This is a genomic window from Granulicatella sp. 20925_1_28 (assembly GCF_041433575.1).
In the GTDB taxonomy this organism is placed as follows: domain Bacteria; phylum Bacillota; class Bacilli; order Lactobacillales; family Aerococcaceae; genus Granulicatella.
Genome location: NZ_JAPWBS010000018.1, coordinates 1 through 19,440, shown reverse-complemented (window position 1 = coordinate 19,440; position 19,440 = coordinate 1). Strand labels below are relative to the sequence as shown.

Sequence of the window (19,440 nt, the reverse complement as noted above, 5' to 3'; positions counted from 1 at the left end):
CTATTCTTCAATTTTTTCGATTGGGGCAAAACTTGCAAGGAGTCGTTTAATCCCCATTCCTACAAAGGCCACGTCTAACTCTTGGCGGTCCCCTTCACCAGTAATGCGGACAACGGTTCCTGTTCCCCATTTTTTATGTGACACTTTCATGCCTACAGTCCATCCATCTGTTGAAGATGAACTTGCTTGTGGCTTATCTGCACGTTGAATACGCGCTGGTGTCGTTTGTTTCTTTTGTAAATAACCACCGCCATTAGACGATTGGCTACTTGAGCGATAGCGGTCAAATAATCCTCCGCCACCTGCTGATGACGTAGACTGACCCCCGCTACGAGACCCGTAAGACGACGTTTGGCTACGCGTTCCATAAGAAGATTTCGAATCATTCGTATAGAAGCTACTTGAGTAATACGAATCACTCACCGTTACGCCTTCTTTTTCTAATAAACTGTCATCAATTTCTTGCATGAATCGTGACTCACGATAATTTTGCGTCTTCCCATAAAGAAGTCGTGAATATGCACGAGTCATAAAGAGTTTCTTCTCGGCACGAGTAATCCCTACATACGCCAAGCGACGTTCCTCTTCTTCGCCATCTTCTTGCAGCGATCGTCCTGACGGGAAAATCCCGTCTTCCATTCCAACAAGGAACACAACGGGGAACTCAAGCCCTTTTGCCGCATGCAAGGTCATTAATGTGATTTGAGAAGCGCTCGTTTCTTCTTCGCTTTCCATATCTGTCATTAACGATAAGTCAGTTAAAAATTGGACAAGGGGCATTTCTTCCGCATCAGAGTCCAAACGATTATCCTCAAACTCTTTGGCTACAGAAAGGAACTCACGCATGTTATCGATACGCGCATCGGCTTCGTGAGTTTTCTCATGTTCAAGCGCAACGATATACCCTGATTTTGTCATCACTTCTTCAATCAAGTCTGTTAATGTGACAAACTCTTGCATTTTCGTTAAATCAGTGATGAGTTGCGCAAAATCGGCTAAGCCTTTCCCGGCTTTTCCAGAAATGCCGTTTAATGGACTTCCGGCAGCTTCAAGTAGCGAGAAGCTATGCATCTCGGCAAAGAGAGCGAGTTTGTCGATACTCTTGTTTCCGATACCGCGTTTTGGCGAATTGACCACACGTCTGAAACTGAAATCATCCGTTGGGTTCACTAAGAGTCGTAAGTAAGCAAGAAGGTCTTTGATTTCCATGCGCTCATAGAAGCGTTGGCCTCCGACAATCTTGAATGGCATATTTGCTTTCAAAAAGACATCTTCAAAAACACGAGACTGCGCGTTACTTCTGTAAAGCACCGCAAAATCGCTATAGTCATACCCGTCGAAGTTCACCATTTTTTGAATCGTGCTGATAACATAACGAGATTCATCATCCCCAGACAAGGCACAGTAATACGTGATTTTCTCACCGGCTTCATTGTCGGTCCACAATTCTTTCGGTTTACGATTCACATTGTTTTCAATGACTTGGTTGGCTGCTTTTAAGATAGTCTTTGTTGAACGGTAATTTTGTTCAAGAAGGACCACTTTGGCATCTGGATAATCTTGTTCAAATGACAAGATGTTCTCCATATCTGCTCCACGCCATCCGTAAATACTTTGGTCGGCATCCCCTACAACGCAGATGTTTTTGAATTTATCTGCAAGAAGCTTCACCAATAAGTATTGCGCGTGGTTCGTATCTTGATACTCATCCACATGGATGTAGTGAAATTTTTGTTGGTAATAATCCAACACATCTTGATGTTCTTGGAATAATTTCACTGTCAACATGATAAGGTCATCGAAGTCTACCGTCATATTTTTACGCATTTCTGCTTGATATTCTTTATAACATTTCGCATAAATTTGGCTCACATAGTCCAAATGGTTCTTCGCAAATGTTTCTGCATCTTCGAAATTATTTTTCGCATTGCTGATGGTTGCTAAAGCTCCACGTGGCTCGTAGCGATCCGTGTCGATGTTCAACTTTTGCATGATTCGTTTCATTGCAGAGAGCTGGTCGCCTGAATCGATAATCGTAAACGACTTGGCTAAACCGATACGCTCACAGTCGCGACGAAGGATACGCACGCACATCGAGTGGAAGGTTGAGACCCACATATCTTGTGCCTGCTCTCCAACCAGTGCCGCCACACGCTCTTTCATCTCGTTGGCCGCTTTATTCGTAAACGTAATCGCTAAAATATTCCACGGTTGTACCGCTTCTTCTGCCAAAATATAGGCCATGCGGTGGGTTAATACACGCGTCTTCCCACTCCCCGCACCGGCCATCACTAAAAGTGGCCCTTGCGTATGCATGACCGCTTCTTTTTGGCGAGGGTTCATTCCCTTAATTAAATCACTCGAATTTTTCACAACTCTGTCCTTTCGTAAAGGTTATTGAACGTTGAAAAATAAGTCTGTTACTTCAATTTCTCTAAGTAAATCCACACTTGAAGCTCCGCGTAGTCGAATCACACCAAGCACGTCAGTTGGGCGTTTTGGCGTTAATTGGAAGAACTCGAAGTCCCATTGTGGTTTCAATAACGTTAATAAACTTGCTTTTTCCATCATCGATTCGTAAATTGGAACGATGATCATTTCTTCTTTGATTTCTTTGTATTCAATTGGTAGCCCTGTTGCCACGCGCACAAGAATTTCAGACATGCTATGACCTAAGAAGGCGCTGCTGAATTGTTGCTGCACGAGTGGTAATTGGTTTACGCCATCCACATAGAAAATACCGTTATTTCCCATCTTCACTTGAATCGAAAGAATCGTCGTTCCAGATAAGTTATCCATTACCTTGAAAGCAATGCGTTTCAATTCTTGCACCCATTCTGGATTTAGGCGACGAGAAACGATACTGTATTTTAATTTTCCAGTGATGTAGACATCTTCTGAAATCGGAAGTACCGTCACGCGGTCTTCGTAGTCACGCACCACTGTCACGGTAAAATGACGTTGCGCTGGAACGAAGGCGGTTAACATACATGGGCCTTCTTCCAATTTTTCGAGAACGCGCTCTTCGAAGTCTTCATCGTAGAGCTCTAACTTTTCTTCCACGCGATTCTTTACAAGATTGCTTTCTAAGTACGCTGGAAGGCCGATGCTTTGTACAATCGAAGGTAATTCGCCGACCGTTGTCACTAAGCTATATGGTGCAAGGTTAATCGCGTGCGTATCTAAGAATAATTTTTCAACTGTGCGATTTTGCGAAATTTCTGCTAGTTCAAACGATTGATAATAGCGAGTTTTACTACTGATTTCATATAACACATCAACCGGTACTAAGTTTGTTAATAATAAAACCGTGTCTACTTTTTCAGCAAAGTCTAATAACGCTTCACGGTCTTTGTAAGAAGAGACGATTTCATATTCAGCCATCGAAATAGCCGCTTCATTCGATTGGTGATAGCAGTACACAACGTACCCCATTTTTCTTGCTTCGCGAGCGATGGATGCGACTTGCTCATCTCCACCGATAATTCCGATGATGGCTCCTGGTAATAACTGACTCATTAATATCCTCTCCTTTTACTGAACCGTTTGAACGTTACGAACTCTTTCGTACGGACACGGTTGTTTCTTCTGTTGGTAATTGATCGTATTTATATAATTCATGCTCTTCAATCATTTGAATTAGCTTTTGTGCATATGTTGGGTCGGTCGCATAACCTGCATCTTGCAAAGCTTGTGCCGCTTGTTTGTAGTTTCTGGCTCCCAGCACTTTGTGATAGAGCGTTGGATCCCAGTCCACACCGTACGCTAATAGTTGCGCATGGGCTTCAACTGATTCTGCCCAGCTTTCATACACGCGAAATCGTCCTTTAATCGTAATCCATGTGTTGTTCACGAATTCTGCGGTTTCTAGGATGACGTTTGGTTCAGCAGCAGACCCTTTCACGCCGTATAAATTATAATATTTACTTGCTAATAAACTCTCTCCCCAGTTCGATTCGAGAATCGCTTGCGCTAGACTTACGCTTGGCAACACGCCATAGTCTTTATACGCCTGTTGCGCCGCTGGGATGAGCACTTTTAAAAATTCATCTTGTGTCACATGTATTTCCTGTGGCTCGGATTTATGTTCAGATAACCATGTGATGGTCCCGGCCAAAAGAACGCTTGCTACAGCTACGATGAGAAGTCCCGTCAATTTCGATAATGACTTGAACCACTCGACAAGATGAAAGACGAATTTATTTTTTCTTTTCTTTCTTTTCGCCACAGTTTCACCACTTTCTTTATCTTTTCAATTTTATCATAAAATGGCCTATAAAAAAATGGATACCCCCTTGTTTCCAAAGAGAGTATCGCATTCATTTTGCAAACTTCTATTCCTCTAAAGTAGATTCTGGAACAAACGCATTTTTGCTATATTCTAAATATTTTTGTTGTGCCTTTTCGTCCTTCATCCATTCAAGGAGCGCTTGTTTTTTCGTACCGATTTGTTTATGGGTAATTCCTACCACACGAATCTCAATAATATCTTGGTAACTCCAATGACCGTATGTCGTTGCCACGCGTAAAATCGTGACATTTTCTTTGAATTTACCCTTGCTGACAGCAGCCGTCTTCCAATCCACACGGACATTTTCTTGACGAATCCAGCGACTCGCAATCGCCACCTTCAAACGTAAATATTCAGCGACTGGGTCTGAAGCGACTTCTGGAAGCACATCGGCATTTCTAGCCACTTTATTGGCGAGCATCCACTCATAATCCGTAAACAGACGTGCGATTTTTTGCAGATTTTCTGCCTTTAGTCCGCGTTCCCCGTTCTTCCATCTCGTCCAACTTTGGCCACTAATCCCTAATTCTTCTGTATAAAATGCCTTTTCTGAGACATAACGTTCTCTAACAGCGTTCACTACAATTAATACAAATGCTTCATGCATCTTCATCACCTCTTGAACACATTATACACCTGTTAGGTGCATTATTCAATAACTCTACCATTTTTTAAACACATATATTATAATAGCGATATCTAAAAAAAGCAGAGGTGAGAGCGTGCCACAATCGTCAAATAATCCATTCCATATCGGACTTCGTACTTTTAAAACAGCCGTGTCTGTGTTTATTTGCGTGGTTCTCTTTAGAATTTTACATCGTGGTTCACCGATGCTAGCAGCCTTATCTGCTATTTTCAGTTTGCGCATCGACCATCAGCAAACGTTTAAATTCGCACTTTCTCGTTGTATCGGAAATACAACCGGCGGGGTCGTGGCTATCATCTTATTCTACGTAAGAGCCGTTCTCCCATTTCCAGAATATACCGATTTACTACTGGCACCTGCTGGTATCGTAATGATTATTTTATTCTGTAATCGATTCAACAAGACCGGTGTGATTAACTCATGCGCCACTTTCCTTGTCATCTTCTTCAATATAGAGGCAGGCCAAAATACCGCCTACGCGATTCAACGAATTCTCGATACAATTATCGGAGCACTCATTGCGATTGGAGTAAACCACTTACTGCCAAATCCACATCTGAAAGAACAACAATCTTAAAAATACAAAAGAGTTCTACCACACTGGTAGAACTCTTTTTTGTACTGTTTTTTTATTTCATACGCATCATGCCGTACATACGTGTATCGATAAAGAACACATCATCCTTCACATCAATTGTCTTAGAAAGAAGAACCTCTTTTGTTTGCATCGATTGCACACGTAGCGTCGGTTTACCATCGACAAGAGTGATCATCACAAGATTGCCTTTATTCAAGTACACTTGTGGTGCATAGACATCTGTTTCCGTTGTAAATGCTTCTTCTAATTTCTGCGAACCTGCATTAAGAACATAGTATTTAGTCTCGTTATTTTTGCGCTCACTTGCCTTCACATACGTATCTGAACCAGTGAATGCAGGCACCTCATCTGCCAAGGCAATATATGCTTTGTCTCCTACTGTGTATAGAATCGATTGTACCGCACTCATACCCTGTTCAGGTGTGATTTCTGTGAACTTCTCAGTCTCAGCATCAAAAGTCATTAAGCGGAATTTTTCATCTCTTGAATACAAACTCTTGAAGAGCAGCACTTGCGGGTCGTACATGCGAGAGCTCTTGGCTTCTCCCCATGCAATCGTTGATAACTTCTCTGGTAAATTCACGCGTTTTGCAGGTGTTGTTGCTCCCGTTTCTAAGTTGATAGAGAATGTGACGAAGAAATAGGTTGGTGCTTTCGAGCCTCTATCCTCAGACTCCGTCATCGGCACAACTCCATATACCGTATTGCCTTTTCTATAGAATGTAATCTCCGGTATAAAAGGATTTTTGTCACCGCGTACGTCTTTCGTAATTGGAACCGTAACAGTTGTGATCTTCTTCGTCTCTTTGTTAATGATACTAAAATTCACTTTTGGATCTGTTGTACTTTCAAAGGTAAGGCTCAGACCGTATAGAAGGTCATACCCCTTAAACGCCACCAGATTGTCATAATTCGGACGTTCTGTAAAAGAAAAGTCTGCCAATCTCTTTTTCGTTTGGAAACTGTAGGCATTTTCGGAAAAACCAACACGTTTTACGTTTCCATCTAAAAGTGCATACTCTGCGCCCTTAGACGATGTTAAATCATCTGTGGAATACGACATCTCAAACGTTGCTCCGTCGACTAATTTTTTCTCTTCATCGGTTAATTGAATCGATACCGGAGCAGGCTTCACTTCTTGATACGCTGCGTGACCAGCTGTCGCTAGAAACACAAGTCCACTAAAGGCAAATACTGCTGTTGCAAATTTACTTGATTTCATGATAACCCCTCCTTACACACTAACCTTATGATTTAATAAATAATCGCTTAGTAGCATATTTAGAACGATCCAAATGAGCATACTACCGATTAAGAAGACCATCGCTTCATTTCCAATTAAACGAACCACAAATTGCGTACGCACAATCAGCGTAAATGTCACAACAGCAACTAGAATGTAGAGAACTACCGAAGTTACCTTACGAACGTATCCTTTCTTCTCAACCCCAACAACAAGGATGGCGAGTTGGAAAACCGTCACGATGAGCGCTATCCCCATTGTCAAAATGAGAAGAAACTGTACCGCATACTGTGGTACTAGAAGCGGCATCGCCATCGAATTTGTCACAAGCGACCACGGTGTGATGTGGTATTGTGCAAACTCTGGAATAAAGAAGCTTGTGAGGTAGTAGTTTAAGAATACCCCAACCACTTGAACAGCTTGTAAGAAGAACGTAATCACAAGCATCGTTAATAATTTAGCCCAGTAGATTCCAAAACGGGATCCTGGAAGCATGAGCAGACGGTAAATGAACGAGCCTTTGCTACTCCATTCCTTCGACCAAATCACTGCCGCGTAGACCAGAATCGCTGATCCAGCAAAGAACACTGGAAGTCCAATTGCGAGTTGATCCAAAACGATTTCTTTCACCATATCAGAACTCACAATGCGCAATTGTCCGGTTAGTAACCCCGTCGTCGCAAGTGTCTTCAGCTTCAACCCTAGTTGCAATAAGATTTGAAGCAATGCCACCACGAGGATGAATCCTTTCGCTTGGCCGATATTATAAAGCGTTAAATTGATGACTTTCTTCATGGTAAGTATACCTCCCTCATCACATCGACAATGGACTTGCCCTCTTCTTCACGCACTTGCTCTGGATAGAATTCCTTCACAACGCGTCCTTCATTGAGAAGTACTGCTTTGTCGACGATATACTCAATATCATTAATTTCATGCGTTGTAATCAATACGCCACGTCCATCGAGTAGGTCGCTCGTAAAGACACGCGCGATTTCTTCACGTGTAAACACATCGATTCCTGAAAATGGTTCGTCCATCAAGATGTAGTCTGTATCCAGCCCCATCCCTAGAAGCAAGTTCAGTTTAGCGACATTCCCCTTCGAGAGTGATCGTACTTCATCTTTTAAATTCAAACGGAAGAAGTCTAATAAATGTCTTTCCTTTTGACGATTCCAGTTTGGATAGAACGTGCGCATAAAATCAATCGCCTCATCCACTGTTTGGTCTGGTGAGATAATCGAACTATCCGTAATGTAGCTCACCTTTTCCGCAAACACTTTACGTGCAGGCATATCATCGATGACAACTTTCCCTTTATCAAATGGCAACAACCCTGCAATGCAGTTCATAATCGTTGTTTTCCCAATCCCGTTGACCCCAATAAGAGCCGTCACTTCTCCTTTTTTCGCGTTAAATGAGATGTCATTCAACACTTGTTTCTTTCCAAATCTCTTACTTAAGTTTTGAACAGTTAACATAGTACCGCTCCTTCCTTACAATTGTTTTTTGAGATGTTCGATCACATCTTCTGCAGTTAAGTTGAGAGGCTTAATCGCTTCTGTAAAGCTTCCAATCGCCTCATCTAACATTTCATCTTTTAGTTGTTCAATCCGTTCTACATCTTCTGTCACACGACTCATAACATTATTTCCAGTCGTAATCAACCCCATGACCTCCAATTCATGAAAGGCACGTTGGACCGTATTAGGATTTACTTGCATGGTTTGCGCAAATTCACGCCGACTCGGCAGTTCTTGGCCTGCTTCCATTCTGTGGGAGGCAATTTCCGCTTTGAAATAGGCGATAATTTGCTCGTAGACCGGACTTCTTTTATCAAATACGATCATTAGTAACTCCTTTCTTTGATTCCCAATCAGTGTATTAACCGGTTAATACACTTATCTTTAACTGTATTATGCGCTTAGTACACTCAAATGTCAATAGCGTTTTCAAAAATATTTTTAAAAAATAAAAAAGACGACTCAAATTCGAGTCGTCTCAACGGTTATTGTAATTTTAATTTCACCATTTCTTGTAAGATGAGGTTCGCTAATTCCGCTGCCCCTGTATCGTTTGGATGGATTTCGTCTTCAAAGAGCCATTGTTTTGTATGTCCTTTAGCGTAAGTTCCCCAGTCGATTAAATGAACATTTGGATAACGTTCTGCAGCTGCTTTTAACTGCTCATTCACTTCTTTAGCCCATTTAATTTCATATCCGGCTGTGACTAAGAAGATTTCACGGTTCCCCGTTGCTTGAATCAGAGAATCGATTTGCGCTGCAGAGAAAGCTCCGTTTGAACCGAGGATGAATACCACGGTTTGAGAAAGTCGACCTTGTTGCGCCAGTTTTTGAACGATTGGCGTACTGTAATACAACTGACGTCCCACTTCTCCGTCCACATAGGCATTCGGGAAGACTTCGCGAAGTTTATTCGCAGAGGCTAATAACACTGAGTCTCCGACAAACGTAATCGGCGTTTGCTTCACTTGCTGCTCCGTGTTGGCTTTCGCTTCATTGCTAATCGTCGTCGTGCCTTCAGTTGTCGGTTCTGCCGTCGTCTCTTGTAAGAGCGCTTGGTTTTGACGAATCTTCTCTTCAACCTCTTGCACGGCTGAGTTTTGATTCTTCTCTTGCGCAAATCCAAGACCTGCAAGCCCGATACAGATCACATACATGAGTGAGAACACGAGTCCAAATTGCTTCATGCCTTTTGGTAGGTTTGATTTTCCATAGGCCGTTAAATTATACGGACTATGCGCTTGTCCAATCGGTAGAACGAAGCGGTCTCGTTCAAAGAGTTGATAAGTAATTTCCGCCATCACGAAAATCAATGCAAATTGAATTCCGACAGATAACCACTGTTCATTAATCTCGCGTAAGAATGTTGGCGCGATTAAATGAATCGGATAGAACCATAAGTAGTACGAGAAACTTCTCTTTCCAAAGAACGTAAATCCTTTGAAGCTGAAGAGGTAATGAACTCCCACACCCTCGCGAATCGTACAAGAGAGAAGAAGCATCATCACAAACGATGAAATAAACATCATCATATAATACACTTCTGCTTGCGTTCCGTTGAAAGTCGTAAACATCCAGCCTAATGCCCCTAAACAGAGGAGGCTCAATGCGTTTGGAACCACAGAACCTGTCTCGCGCTCAGGAAGTAGTAATTTTCCTTCATGAATGTAACTAAGTAACGCCCCGAATGTGAACGAGAACAGACGTGTCGATACTAAATAGTACACGTGGGAAGGATCTTGTTCAAACCAATAGAGTGCTGCCATTCCCGCTGCAGAAGTGAGCGTCAAGAACGCGAGTAAGGCAAACTCCTGCATTCTGAGGAAGTTCAATTTCTTCATCAGTTTTCGAAGCAGATACCCTACGATTAATAATTGCACATAAAGGGATACATACCAGAGATGCACAAACGGACTCGGATTCGCCGATTGCACAAAGTATGATTGTTGAGAGAAAATTTGATAATCATTATTCACGAAGAATATTGCCGAAAGCGCCATGCCTCGGATATTAGAAAGTAATTGCGGTGCCGCCACGAATAAAAACGCGACCGTCACGACAATCATAAAGAGCATCGGGAAGAACATTCTCTTCAAACTTCTCACTGGGAAACGCTCTTTATAATCTTCCGCGAATGTTTTGATATTATTCCGGAACGTCAAGTAGCCTCCGACCACTAAAAATCCATTAACGGCTAAAAATCCGCCCGGTAATAAATGTTGGAAATAATAATATGTAATAATTGCTAGTATAAAAAAACCTTTCAAGCCATCGAATGCCGCACTCCGTTTTTTCTCTTTTTGCTTGGGAGGATGTGGGTGCGTCGGTGCTTGAGAAGGTGTTGTTTGATAATTCATAGTCCCCACTGTTTTTCTCCATTCCTAAAACTCCTATTTATTATAGCTCAAAACCACTACACTTGGATACTAGGAACATTACATTTTTGTTAATTTTAAGAAAACAGTTTCCAGTTGTTTCTGAAGCGTGAACAAAGGTCCATTGTGTCTATAAAAAACACAAAAAAAGCTAGGCAAAAATTCGCCTAGCTTTCTCGCTTTTAATTTTAGTGTTCTGAAGCACCGCTTGTAGCATCTACTGCTTGTGCTTGTGCTGGAGCTGAATGTCCGCTATCTGAAGCACCACTTGTAGCATCTGCTGCAGGAGCAGGAGCTGAGTGTCCGCTGTTTGAAGCGCCACTTGTTGCGTCAGCTACAGGAGCAGCACCATTTGCGCTTACTAAACGTTGGCCAGTTGTTTGTAAGTACCAATCTAACCATGGTTTGAAGTCAAATACGATTTCGTTGATTCCAGCGTAAGAACCATCAGGATAGTACATTGCTTGGTAGTTGTGTACGTTGATGATTTCTGGTGGAGTGTTAGGAACGATTGTACGGAAGTAATCCACGTTACCTGCACGTAAGTTCGCAATGAGGTATTCCACATTTTTGAATGTACGTGGTGGGTGAACTGTTCCTAAACGGTTACCAGATTGAGCTGGCACACGTGGAGCCAACATTTTGTTTGCTGGTTTGTTGAAGTTATAGTACAAGAATTGGTTGTTGTCATCGGCATATGTTACTTCAAATGGTAATGCTTTTAAGAACATATCGATTTGATCAACCGTTAATAAACCGTGATCTAAGCGAACATAGTCGTTTCCTTGAGCAGCACCAACGATTTCACTTGCTTTTTCAACCCATTCTGGATCATCTGGATCTACACCTTGAACTGTTGTAGAAATTGGGTTTGTGCAGTCTAAATCTTCTGGCGGTGTTGGTAATGGTTTGCGTAACACTTTTACAACCTCCACATATTTCACGAAGTTTTCTAAGCATGAACGTAAGAACGCTACAGTTCCTTCGCTCTTAATGTTTCCTTCTTCGTCAAATGCTTCTTTTGCTTTTCCTAATAGGAATTCGTTCCCTGGTAATACATATGCGTTTACCCCTGGAGCATCCAAGATTTTACGTAAATGCACTTGCGCACGTGAAGTACCTTGGTCATAGTGAGAAGCTCCCATGATCATAACAGGTTTGTTTTCGAATGGGTGTAAGTTGAATGACATCCATTCTAATGTGCTCTTCAAAGCAGCTGTAATTGTGTGGTTATGTTCAGGTGTAGCGATAATCACACCATCTGCACGGATTAATTTGTTGTACATGTATTGTACTGGGAAACTCTTAGATTGATCTTCGTCTTGGTTGAACATTGGAATATCTTTAATTTCTAAGATTTCAAACTCGAATAAGTCACTGAATTTCTTTTCGATAAATTGTAATAATAAACGGTTATGCGAAAATTCCGCATTTGATCCTACGATACCAATAATTTTCATTTTCTACTGTCACTCCTTATTTTTTAGAACTGTCCCATGAGAAGTTTTTCGCTTCTTTTTCACGAGCTTCGTTTGCACGAACTAATTGTTTTGTAATTTCAATGAATAATAAGTAATCTTCGAAAATCTTTTCTAATTTTTCAACAGTTGCTGCATCTTTTAAGTTACCTTCTTCATCGAATGCTTGTAAGGCGTGACCTAATAAGAATTCATCACTTGGTAAAACGCGTGCTTTAATTTCTGGCGCGTTTAAGATTTGACGTAATTGACTTTGTGCACGTGAAGAACCTAATGTTCCGTAAGATGCTCCTGTAATCATGACAGGTTTGTTTAATAATGGATAGATACCATAAGATAACCATGCTAAAGCGTTCATTAATACAGCTGGACATGAGTGGTCATATTCTGGTGTACTAATGATAACTCCATCTGCTGCAGCGATTTTCTCTGCAATTGCTTGTGCTTCTTGTGGCACTACTTTTGGAGTTGGTTTGTTGAACATTGGAATGTCTTTAATTTCGACAAGTTCAATTTCCGCCTGTTCTGAAAAATGTTTTTGAATGTATTGTAATAGTTGACGGTTTGTTGATTTTTTAGAGTTTGTTCCGACTAAACCGATTAATTTAACCATTTGAGTACTTCCTTTCGAGTAATTGAATCTTTGAAGCGAGTCCTGAAGTGTAGAAAATACGATCATCGTCTAAAATCATAACGGCTTCGATGTTAGGGTGTTGTTCCACTTCGAATAAGATTTCGTGTGCTTTTTTTCCAAAGAGTCTAGTCGTCCATATCTCACAATCCACGGATTGCTTCGATACAATCGTCAGACTCGCAACGTCTGTTTCGGCTGGATATCCAGTATGAGGGTCCAAAATATGATGGTATTTCTTTCCATCCACTTCTAGTACCCGTTCGTAGACACCTGATGTCACAATCGACTCATCTTGAATCGGAAGAAGCGCCACATTTTCTCCACGCAGGAGTTTAGGGTTTTGAATTCCAATCCACCAATTCCCATCTTCATGATGAACAGCTGGCCCTAGTGTAAGAACATTCCCACCAAGATTAATGAGCGCAGAGGTTACTCCAAGCTCTTTTAGCTGCTCTATCACCAAGTCGGCAATATACCCTTTGGCAATACAACCAAGGTCGATTCGCATTCCTTCTTCCAACAGATAAATCGTCTGACTCTCTTCATTCAGTTCGACTTTCGTTGCATCGGTCAGTTGCAGTTTGGCATTAATCTCTTCATCCGTTGGTACTCGTGCATCACTAAAGCCCACGCGCCATGTCTGAACAACCGGGCCAATCAAGATATTCATCCGACTTCCCGCAGCTAAACTGTTTTCCAGTCCTATTTTTACTAAATGAAAAATCTCTGGATGAACACAAACTGCATGTTTCCCCGCTGCCAAATTCACGGCCATCAGCTCTGAAGTTGGGTCATTCGCGCTAAAACGATGTTCATATCGCTTCAATTGCTCGAAAACTTCAGCCACTAAACGCTCGCCTTCTGGATGCGCAATTTTCAATTCGATGACGGTTCCCATCAATCGAATGGTACCTGTATGATACTGTTCCAAAACTGCCATTTCTCCTAAACGAATTTTGTGATAAAAGTCACAGAAACGCCTATACAAAAGCGTTTTCTACTCCTTACTTTGAATGTAACACAGCGGAAATTAAATTTCAAGGGCGAAGACCCATTCTTCTAAATAAAAATATGCATAAGAAAACTATTCCTATGCATATAATCCTTATTTATTAAATTTTAATTACGGAATTGATTTGGAATAACGAATCCACAAAGGGTGATAAAAACTGCCAAACTGGTTCCAATCGGAAAAATAGTTGCTGAACAAATAAGTCCGCTTAGCTTCAATAGAATATCCCACTTTATCCACCTATTACGCTGTTCCCTCAATCGTTGTAACTCGTCAGTCGGATTAACCTCAGAAACCGTTCTATAAAAACTTAATGTCGCTGTAGTGATGAGCAAAACAATGATTCCATAAAACACCTGCACGGTTGGATTATAAAAATCCATCGCAATTAGACTTGTTGCATATGGGAATAGAGAAGCAAAAAATAACATAATTACGGTCGCCCAAACTGTCTTTTGCGTAATTTTTTCAGTTCTATGAGAAAACGCATGCAGATTCACCCACATAGCCCCTAACCAGAAGAAGGACAATGCATATGCAAAAAAGTTTTCACGCAGTTCCCATAATCCTTGCCAATCAAGAGTCTTCGGTTTATCTAATTCCAATACTAAAATCGTCATAATAATGGCAATCACCGCATCAATAAATGCACTCAACCGTTCTTGCCCCATTGTTTGTCGTTCCATAAGATCACTCCTTACTACAATCACCATTTTACACTATTTCGTATCAAAAAGCACTACAGCCGAAGCCTGCTCCTTATGAGAAGCAATAAAACTTATTACTAAGTTTGGTAAAGATCACCGAGTCGAGGGACGAAAAAAAGCCCCCTAGATTTATAGTAGTTGTAATAGCGGGTTCATAACCAATGTGAATTACTGACTCTAGGGTAAAACCCGTAGAGTCAGTTTGAAGCTTGGTAGGATTGAGACCTTGGCTCAATCCGGTATCGCTATTATAACAACTATAAAAATTCTAGGGGGAGCTTTTTGAAAGTCCCTACGGGACTCCCATTAAATCTTTTTAACAAACTCAGATTTAAGTTTCATTGCGCCGAAACCATCTATCTTACAATCGATATTATGATCGCCTTCCACGATGCGAATATTCTTCACACGTGTTCCTTGCTTAATATCTTTCGGAGCGCCTTTCACTTTTAAATCTTTGATGACTGTTACAGTATCGCCATCTTGTAATTTATTTCCGTTTGCATCGATGGCTACTGGGCCTTCTTCAACTTCTGAACCTGGTTCCCATTCATACGCACATTCTGGACATACTAATAATACGCCATCTTCATATGTGTATTCTGAACCACATTTAGGGCAATTTGGTAATGACATTTGCTTTCCTTCTTTCTTTTAAAAATTCGTCTTAACGACGTTTACGAATCATATCTAAAGGTTTCACTGGCTCAGATACTTTCATCTTGCAGATCATCATCGCATGAGGAGCTGCTTCGATTTCTTCGCCATTTTCATCCCACAATTGTGTTAATGCTTCTTCGTGGTGACGCATTCCTGGTCCGTAGAACTCGATATGGTCTCCAACTTTGAAGTTATTACGTTGTTGTACTGTTGCCATCTGAGTTTCTGGATCATACTCAAGTACTTGTCCAACGAAAGCATATTGAGGAATTTGACGACGTGGACCAAATAATTGTTCTTCTTCAGTTGGAATTTGGTAGTAGAAACCAGTTGCTAACTCACGTTGCGCTGCTTTCCATAACTCGTCAATCCATTCTTGTTTACATACATAGTTATCTGGATCTTCACAGTAAGAATCTACTGCTGCACGGTAAACGTTCGATACTGTTGAAACGTAGTGGATTGATTTCATACGACCTTCAATCTTCAAGCTATCTACACCAGCTTCGATTAAGTCTGGTAAGTTTTGAATCATTGCTAAGTCAACGGCACTCATCGAGAATTTCTCTTCGATTCCTTCTTCGCCAGCACCGACCATATTCTTTTCGCCGGCAAATGGCATATCGAATAGACCGTATTTCCAACGACAAGACTGCGCACATCCACCACGGTTAGCATCACGATGCACCATGTGGTTTGATAATACGCAACGGCCTGAATAAGAAATACACATTGCACCATGAATGAATGCTTCGATTTCTACATCCACTTTTTCTTGCATTTCTTTGATTTCGTCCATTGACACTTCACGCGCTAACACGACACGCTCTAAGCCTTCGTCTTTCCAGAAGTTTAGCGTTTCGTAGTTGGCTGCTGAAGATTGTGTTGATAAATGGATTGGTAATCCTGGCGCTTCTGAGGCACAAATATCCATTAAGGCCATGTCACTGATGATGGCTGCATCGATACCGATGTCACGAACCGTACGGAAGAATTCTCCCGCTCCTTTTTCGTCACCTTCGTGCGTAACCATGTTGGCTGCGATATATACTTTTGCGTTATGTGCATGGGCAAAATCAACGGCTTCTTTCATTTCTGCAAAGTCGAAGTTTCCTGCACGGCTACGAAGTCCGTACGCTTCCCCACCAAGGAAAACCGCATCTGCTCCGTATAAAATAGCTGTTTTTAGTTTTTCAAGAGTACCCGCTGGAGCAAGTACTTCAGGTTTTTTCAATATTTTTCTTCCCATTTGACTCTCTCCTATTTCACATCTTCTGGATTTAATAAATAAAATCCTGCTTCGAGGCCACGTACTTTTGGATGGTGTGCGCGCACTTGTAATTCAAGGCTAGCACTCTTCTCTGGCGTCCATGTACCTGCTTCGATTTCATTACGAGCATTGACGAATAATTTCGCTACTTCCACGAAATCTTGACCTGGAGCTAACACTCCGTCTAATTTCCATTGTGGAATACCCATTTCTGTTAATTCTAACAAATATGGTGCAAGAGACACGTCGTTATTCGCGAAAATATGCGTTCCGTTAATGTCTTCGTAGATAGAATAGTGAGAATCTTCATCCGCAGGTTCTGATACGAATAAACCGCGACGTTTTTCAACCGATTCTTTTTTCTCGATATAGTTAAAGTAGTTATTTAACAGTGGGCGTTTTGAATGATGGATACAAGTCGCACCGTACACAAGAACTTCGATTGGAATTTCTACACCTGCCGCCAAGATTTTCATTTCTTCACGAGGAATTTCACGCGCAATCACCGCACCAACGGCACCACGTTTTCCCCAGAAGTTGATTTGACGACTACTTGTTACTAAAACCGCTGCATCATAACGATACGGAATTGAGTACTCAGGGTTCTTCATAATTTGAACCACACCTGGGTCTCCTACCGCGATGTTATCGACACCGATTTCCTTTAAAAATGTTAAATACTCAGGCACAAGCGCAATTCCTTCATTATGGAAAATCGCGTTTACAGCAACGCTTGCTTTCTTTCCATATTGGTGCGCCAATTCCGTTAATTCTTTTTGTTCCTCACGTGTAAACGACATTGGAAGGCGAAGTCCGAATTGGTCTTCCCCAAAATAAATCGTGTCCACGCCCGCTTCAAGCAAGTCTTTTGCTTGTTGGATGGATTCAACTGTTGCAATCAGCTCTATCATCCAAAGGCCCCCTTTATTCCTATAAAATTTTTACTCATCTAGAGTATCATAAAATGGCTCATTTTTCTAATGTTGTATAGAAAAATAAACAATCCACCCTACCAAAAGTGGCGGATGGATTGCTGTTTGTTATTCGATTGAACTCTCCTGTTAACTTTTACATTTTTTAGAATAATAATCTATTCATTTATATATATTCACTGCTAAACGACGTTGTAAATTTTATTTCGCCAATGTATAATAAAATAAGAAACATTATTTCTAAGGGTGGGTATTAAATGAAAAAATTTCTAACAGTAACCGATAAAAAAATTGAGGAATTTATCACAAAACATTCAGATATAGTTCTTTCTTCAAGTATTCATGTATTAGCAGATGAAATTGGGGTTTCATCATCATCTATTAGCAAATATATTAAAAAAATCGGTTTTCGCTCTTATTCACGCTTCAAAGTCAATTTAGCACAACAAAACACACAATCCATCGACGAACAAATCGATAAAGACGACTCTATCAAAACCATTCAATCTAAATTAATTAAGACGGTTACTCGTTCCTATGAAATGACGATCGAACTAATCGACGACGACACACTCGACCGCGTGATTGACTTACTCAAAAACGCGAATAAAATCTACACTTTTGGGGTCGGTGCTTCAGGTCTAGTCTGCAGCGATATTTACTTTAAACTAAGCCGTATCGGGAAAAATATCGTCTACCATACTGACTCACATATCCAACTCGCAAGCCTTAGCAATGCTACGGAAAAAGACTTAGTAATCGGTGTCAGCTACTCTGCCAGCACAAGAGAAGTCAATGCAGCCTTTGAAATTGCTAAAGAACGTGGCATCCCAACCGTATCGATTACTGGACAAGGCAACGGCAATCTAGACGCTCTCAGCACCTATTGCCTCAAAGTTCCTCGCCATGAAAAATCGATTCGTTCTGCAGCCATTACCAGTCGTAACGACTCGCTCTTCTTAGTCGACTTACTCTACTTAGGTCTTCTTCAAAAAGACGACAGCCGTGCTAACGACATTCTAGAAAGCAGTTATATGTTGACGCACGAATTGAGAAAATAATATTAAAACGACTATATTTTCTTTAAGTTGAAGATCCACCCTGTTTCGGGTGGTTTTTCTATAGCTTTTAAGAGCGACTATCAAAACTCAAACTATTTATCTTAATCAGTAACATGTACGAAAGGAGTTTTACTATGAAAATCGGAATTGACGGCGGAGGTACGAAGACAAAAGGAGTTTTATATAAAGAACAAGAAATCGTTGATGAATATATTGGAGAGATGGGAAATCCAATTGTAAACTTCGAGCTTGCAATATCAAATGTAGTACAAGTTATTAATCACTTACTCTCTAATAACAATCTCCACTATTCAGATATCAACTGTATTTCTATTGGTATGGCAGGCGCTAGCACCATCATTGACAAGCTCACATTAGCTTTTAACGAAAAAATCAGTTGTCGTTTTGTAGTTGATTCTGATTTAAAAATGAGTCATATTGCTACATTTAAAAATAATGATGGTAATCTATTCATCGCAGGAACTGGTTCTTCACTCCTTTCAAGAAAGGATGGAATATTTATTCAAAAAGGCGGATGGGGACATATTTTAGGGGATGAAGGTAGTGGATATTGGATTGGAAAACAAATTTTAAAAACATATGTTGATTATCTAGATTATGCTGAATCTCCTTTAGATTTCTGCGAACTAGTTCCGGCGCTGGAAGAACTCTTCCCTGACAGAAGTACTATTGTACAAACAGTTTATTCAAAACCAAAAACAGAAGTTGCAAAACTTGCTAGCTTTTGCAGCACTTATGACGCCAATTACTTTTTACACACACTCGCTCAACAAGCAGGAAAAGATATTGCAAAAGCTCTATTATCATGCAACAGTGAAACAATCATTCCTGTTGCTTTTGAAGGAAGTGTCGTTAAGAAAAATGCTACAGTACTGAATAGTTGTATTTCTGTAATTGACTCGTCTCAAAAACGTTTAAATATTATTCCCTCTAAATCAGCAACAGAAAGCGTCTTTTATTTATAAAAGCAAATGCCTATTGTGAAA

Annotated in this window: 19 protein-coding genes; 3 read left to right on the top strand and 16 right to left on the bottom strand. The window is 40.8% G+C overall.

The window, feature by feature from the left end; all coding sequences use genetic code 11:
- From pcrA to O3793_RS08055, 4 genes are all read right to left on the bottom strand, one after another.
- Positions 1-2,373, bottom strand: a complete 2,373-nt coding sequence (gene pcrA, locus O3793_RS08070) for a DNA helicase PcrA (RefSeq protein WP_371446710.1) — start codon at positions 2,371-2,373, stop codon at positions 1-3.
- 21 nt (positions 2,374-2,394) lie between these two features.
- Positions 2,395-3,519 carry an ATP-grasp domain-containing protein gene (locus O3793_RS08065; RefSeq protein WP_371446709.1) on the bottom strand — a complete coding sequence of 375 codons (1,125 nt, stop codon included), beginning with the start codon at positions 3,517-3,519 and terminating at the stop codon, positions 2,395-2,397.
- 34 nt (positions 3,520-3,553) lie between these two features.
- A complete protein-coding gene (locus O3793_RS08060) occupies positions 3,554-4,228 on the bottom strand; it encodes a glycoside hydrolase family 73 protein (RefSeq protein WP_371446707.1) in 675 nt (224 codons plus the stop codon).
- 106 nt (positions 4,229-4,334) lie between these two features.
- Positions 4,335-4,898 carry a helix-turn-helix domain-containing protein gene (locus O3793_RS08055; RefSeq protein WP_371446705.1) on the bottom strand — a complete coding sequence of 188 codons (564 nt, stop codon included), beginning with the start codon at positions 4,896-4,898 and terminating at the stop codon, positions 4,335-4,337.
- A gap of 115 nt (positions 4,899-5,013) precedes the next feature.
- Here O3793_RS08055 and O3793_RS08050 point away from each other — a divergent pair, with 115 nt between their 5' ends.
- On the top strand, positions 5,014-5,517 hold the full coding sequence (locus O3793_RS08050; RefSeq protein WP_371446703.1) for an aromatic acid exporter family protein: 504 nt from the start codon (positions 5,014-5,016) through the stop codon (positions 5,515-5,517).
- A 52-nt stretch (positions 5,518-5,569) separates the two neighbouring features.
- On the opposite strand, the gene O3793_RS08045 is transcribed toward O3793_RS08050, so the two are convergent.
- The 12 genes from O3793_RS08045 to O3793_RS07990 all read right to left on the bottom strand — a co-directional run bounded on the left by O3793_RS08045 (position 5,570) and on the right by O3793_RS07990 (position 17,351).
- A complete protein-coding gene (locus O3793_RS08045) occupies positions 5,570-6,760 on the bottom strand; it encodes a hypothetical protein (RefSeq protein ID WP_371446701.1) in 1,191 nt (396 codons plus the stop codon).
- 12 nt (positions 6,761-6,772) lie between these two features.
- Positions 6,773-7,576 carry a hypothetical protein gene (locus tag O3793_RS08040; protein ID WP_371446699.1) on the bottom strand — a complete coding sequence of 268 codons (804 nt, stop codon included), beginning with the start codon at positions 7,574-7,576 and terminating at the stop codon, positions 6,773-6,775.
- Positions 7,573-8,262, bottom strand: a complete 690-nt coding sequence (locus O3793_RS08035) for an ATP-binding cassette domain-containing protein (protein WP_371446697.1) — start codon at positions 8,260-8,262, stop codon at positions 7,573-7,575. Before O3793_RS08035 ends, O3793_RS08040 begins: the two co-directional genes overlap by 4 nt.
- A 15-nt stretch (positions 8,263-8,277) precedes the next feature.
- Positions 8,278-8,631 carry a GntR family transcriptional regulator gene (locus O3793_RS08030; protein WP_371446695.1) on the bottom strand — a complete coding sequence of 118 codons (354 nt, stop codon included), beginning with the start codon at positions 8,629-8,631 and terminating at the stop codon, positions 8,278-8,280.
- Positions 8,632-8,789: 158 nt separating this feature from the next.
- Complete coding sequence (locus O3793_RS08025) at positions 8,790-10,661, bottom strand: acyltransferase family protein (RefSeq protein ID WP_371446693.1); 1,872 nt, start codon at positions 10,659-10,661, stop codon at positions 8,790-8,792.
- A gap of 206 nt (positions 10,662-10,867) precedes the next feature.
- Complete coding sequence (locus O3793_RS08020; RefSeq protein ID WP_371446691.1) at positions 10,868-12,139, bottom strand: NAD(P)H-dependent oxidoreductase; 1,272 nt, start codon at positions 12,137-12,139, stop codon at positions 10,868-10,870.
- A gap of 16 nt (positions 12,140-12,155) precedes the next feature.
- Entirely contained in the window at positions 12,156-12,770 is a 615-nt protein-coding gene (locus O3793_RS08015) for an NADPH-dependent FMN reductase (protein WP_285251485.1), read from the bottom strand.
- Positions 12,763-13,731: an FAD:protein FMN transferase gene (locus O3793_RS08010; protein WP_371446688.1), complete on the bottom strand. Its 969-nt coding sequence runs from the start codon at positions 13,729-13,731 to the stop codon at positions 12,763-12,765. The genes O3793_RS08015 and O3793_RS08010 overlap by 8 nt, the downstream gene beginning before the upstream one ends.
- 179 nt (positions 13,732-13,910) lie before the next feature.
- Complete coding sequence (locus tag O3793_RS08005; RefSeq protein WP_371446740.1) at positions 13,911-14,474, bottom strand: TMEM175 family protein; 564 nt, start codon at positions 14,472-14,474, stop codon at positions 13,911-13,913.
- Between the two features lie 342 nt (positions 14,475-14,816).
- Positions 14,817-15,146 carry a zinc ribbon domain-containing protein YjdM gene (locus tag O3793_RS08000; RefSeq protein WP_005607758.1) on the bottom strand — a complete coding sequence of 110 codons (330 nt, stop codon included), beginning with the start codon at positions 15,144-15,146 and terminating at the stop codon, positions 14,817-14,819.
- A gap of 31 nt (positions 15,147-15,177) precedes the next feature.
- Positions 15,178-16,419 carry a U32 family peptidase gene (locus tag O3793_RS07995; protein WP_371446685.1) on the bottom strand — a complete coding sequence of 414 codons (1,242 nt, stop codon included), beginning with the start codon at positions 16,417-16,419 and terminating at the stop codon, positions 15,178-15,180.
- Positions 16,420-16,430: 11 nt separating this feature from the next.
- Positions 16,431-17,351 (bottom strand): peptidase U32 family protein, encoded by a 921-nt coding sequence (locus O3793_RS07990; protein WP_371446684.1) that lies wholly within the window; start codon positions 17,349-17,351, stop codon positions 16,431-16,433.
- A 278-nt stretch (positions 17,352-17,629) separates the two neighbouring features.
- On the opposite strand from O3793_RS07990, the gene O3793_RS07985 reads away from it, so the two are divergent.
- Both O3793_RS07985 and O3793_RS07980 read left to right on the top strand, forming a co-directional pair.
- Positions 17,630-18,433, top strand: coding sequence for a MurR/RpiR family transcriptional regulator (locus O3793_RS07985; protein WP_371446683.1), 804 nt, complete (start codon positions 17,630-17,632; stop codon positions 18,431-18,433).
- A gap of 134 nt (positions 18,434-18,567) precedes the next feature.
- Positions 18,568-19,419 (top strand): N-acetylglucosamine kinase, encoded by an 852-nt coding sequence (locus O3793_RS07980; RefSeq protein WP_371446681.1) that lies wholly within the window; start codon positions 18,568-18,570, stop codon positions 19,417-19,419.
- The last annotated feature ends 21 nt before the right edge of the window (positions 19,420-19,440 follow it).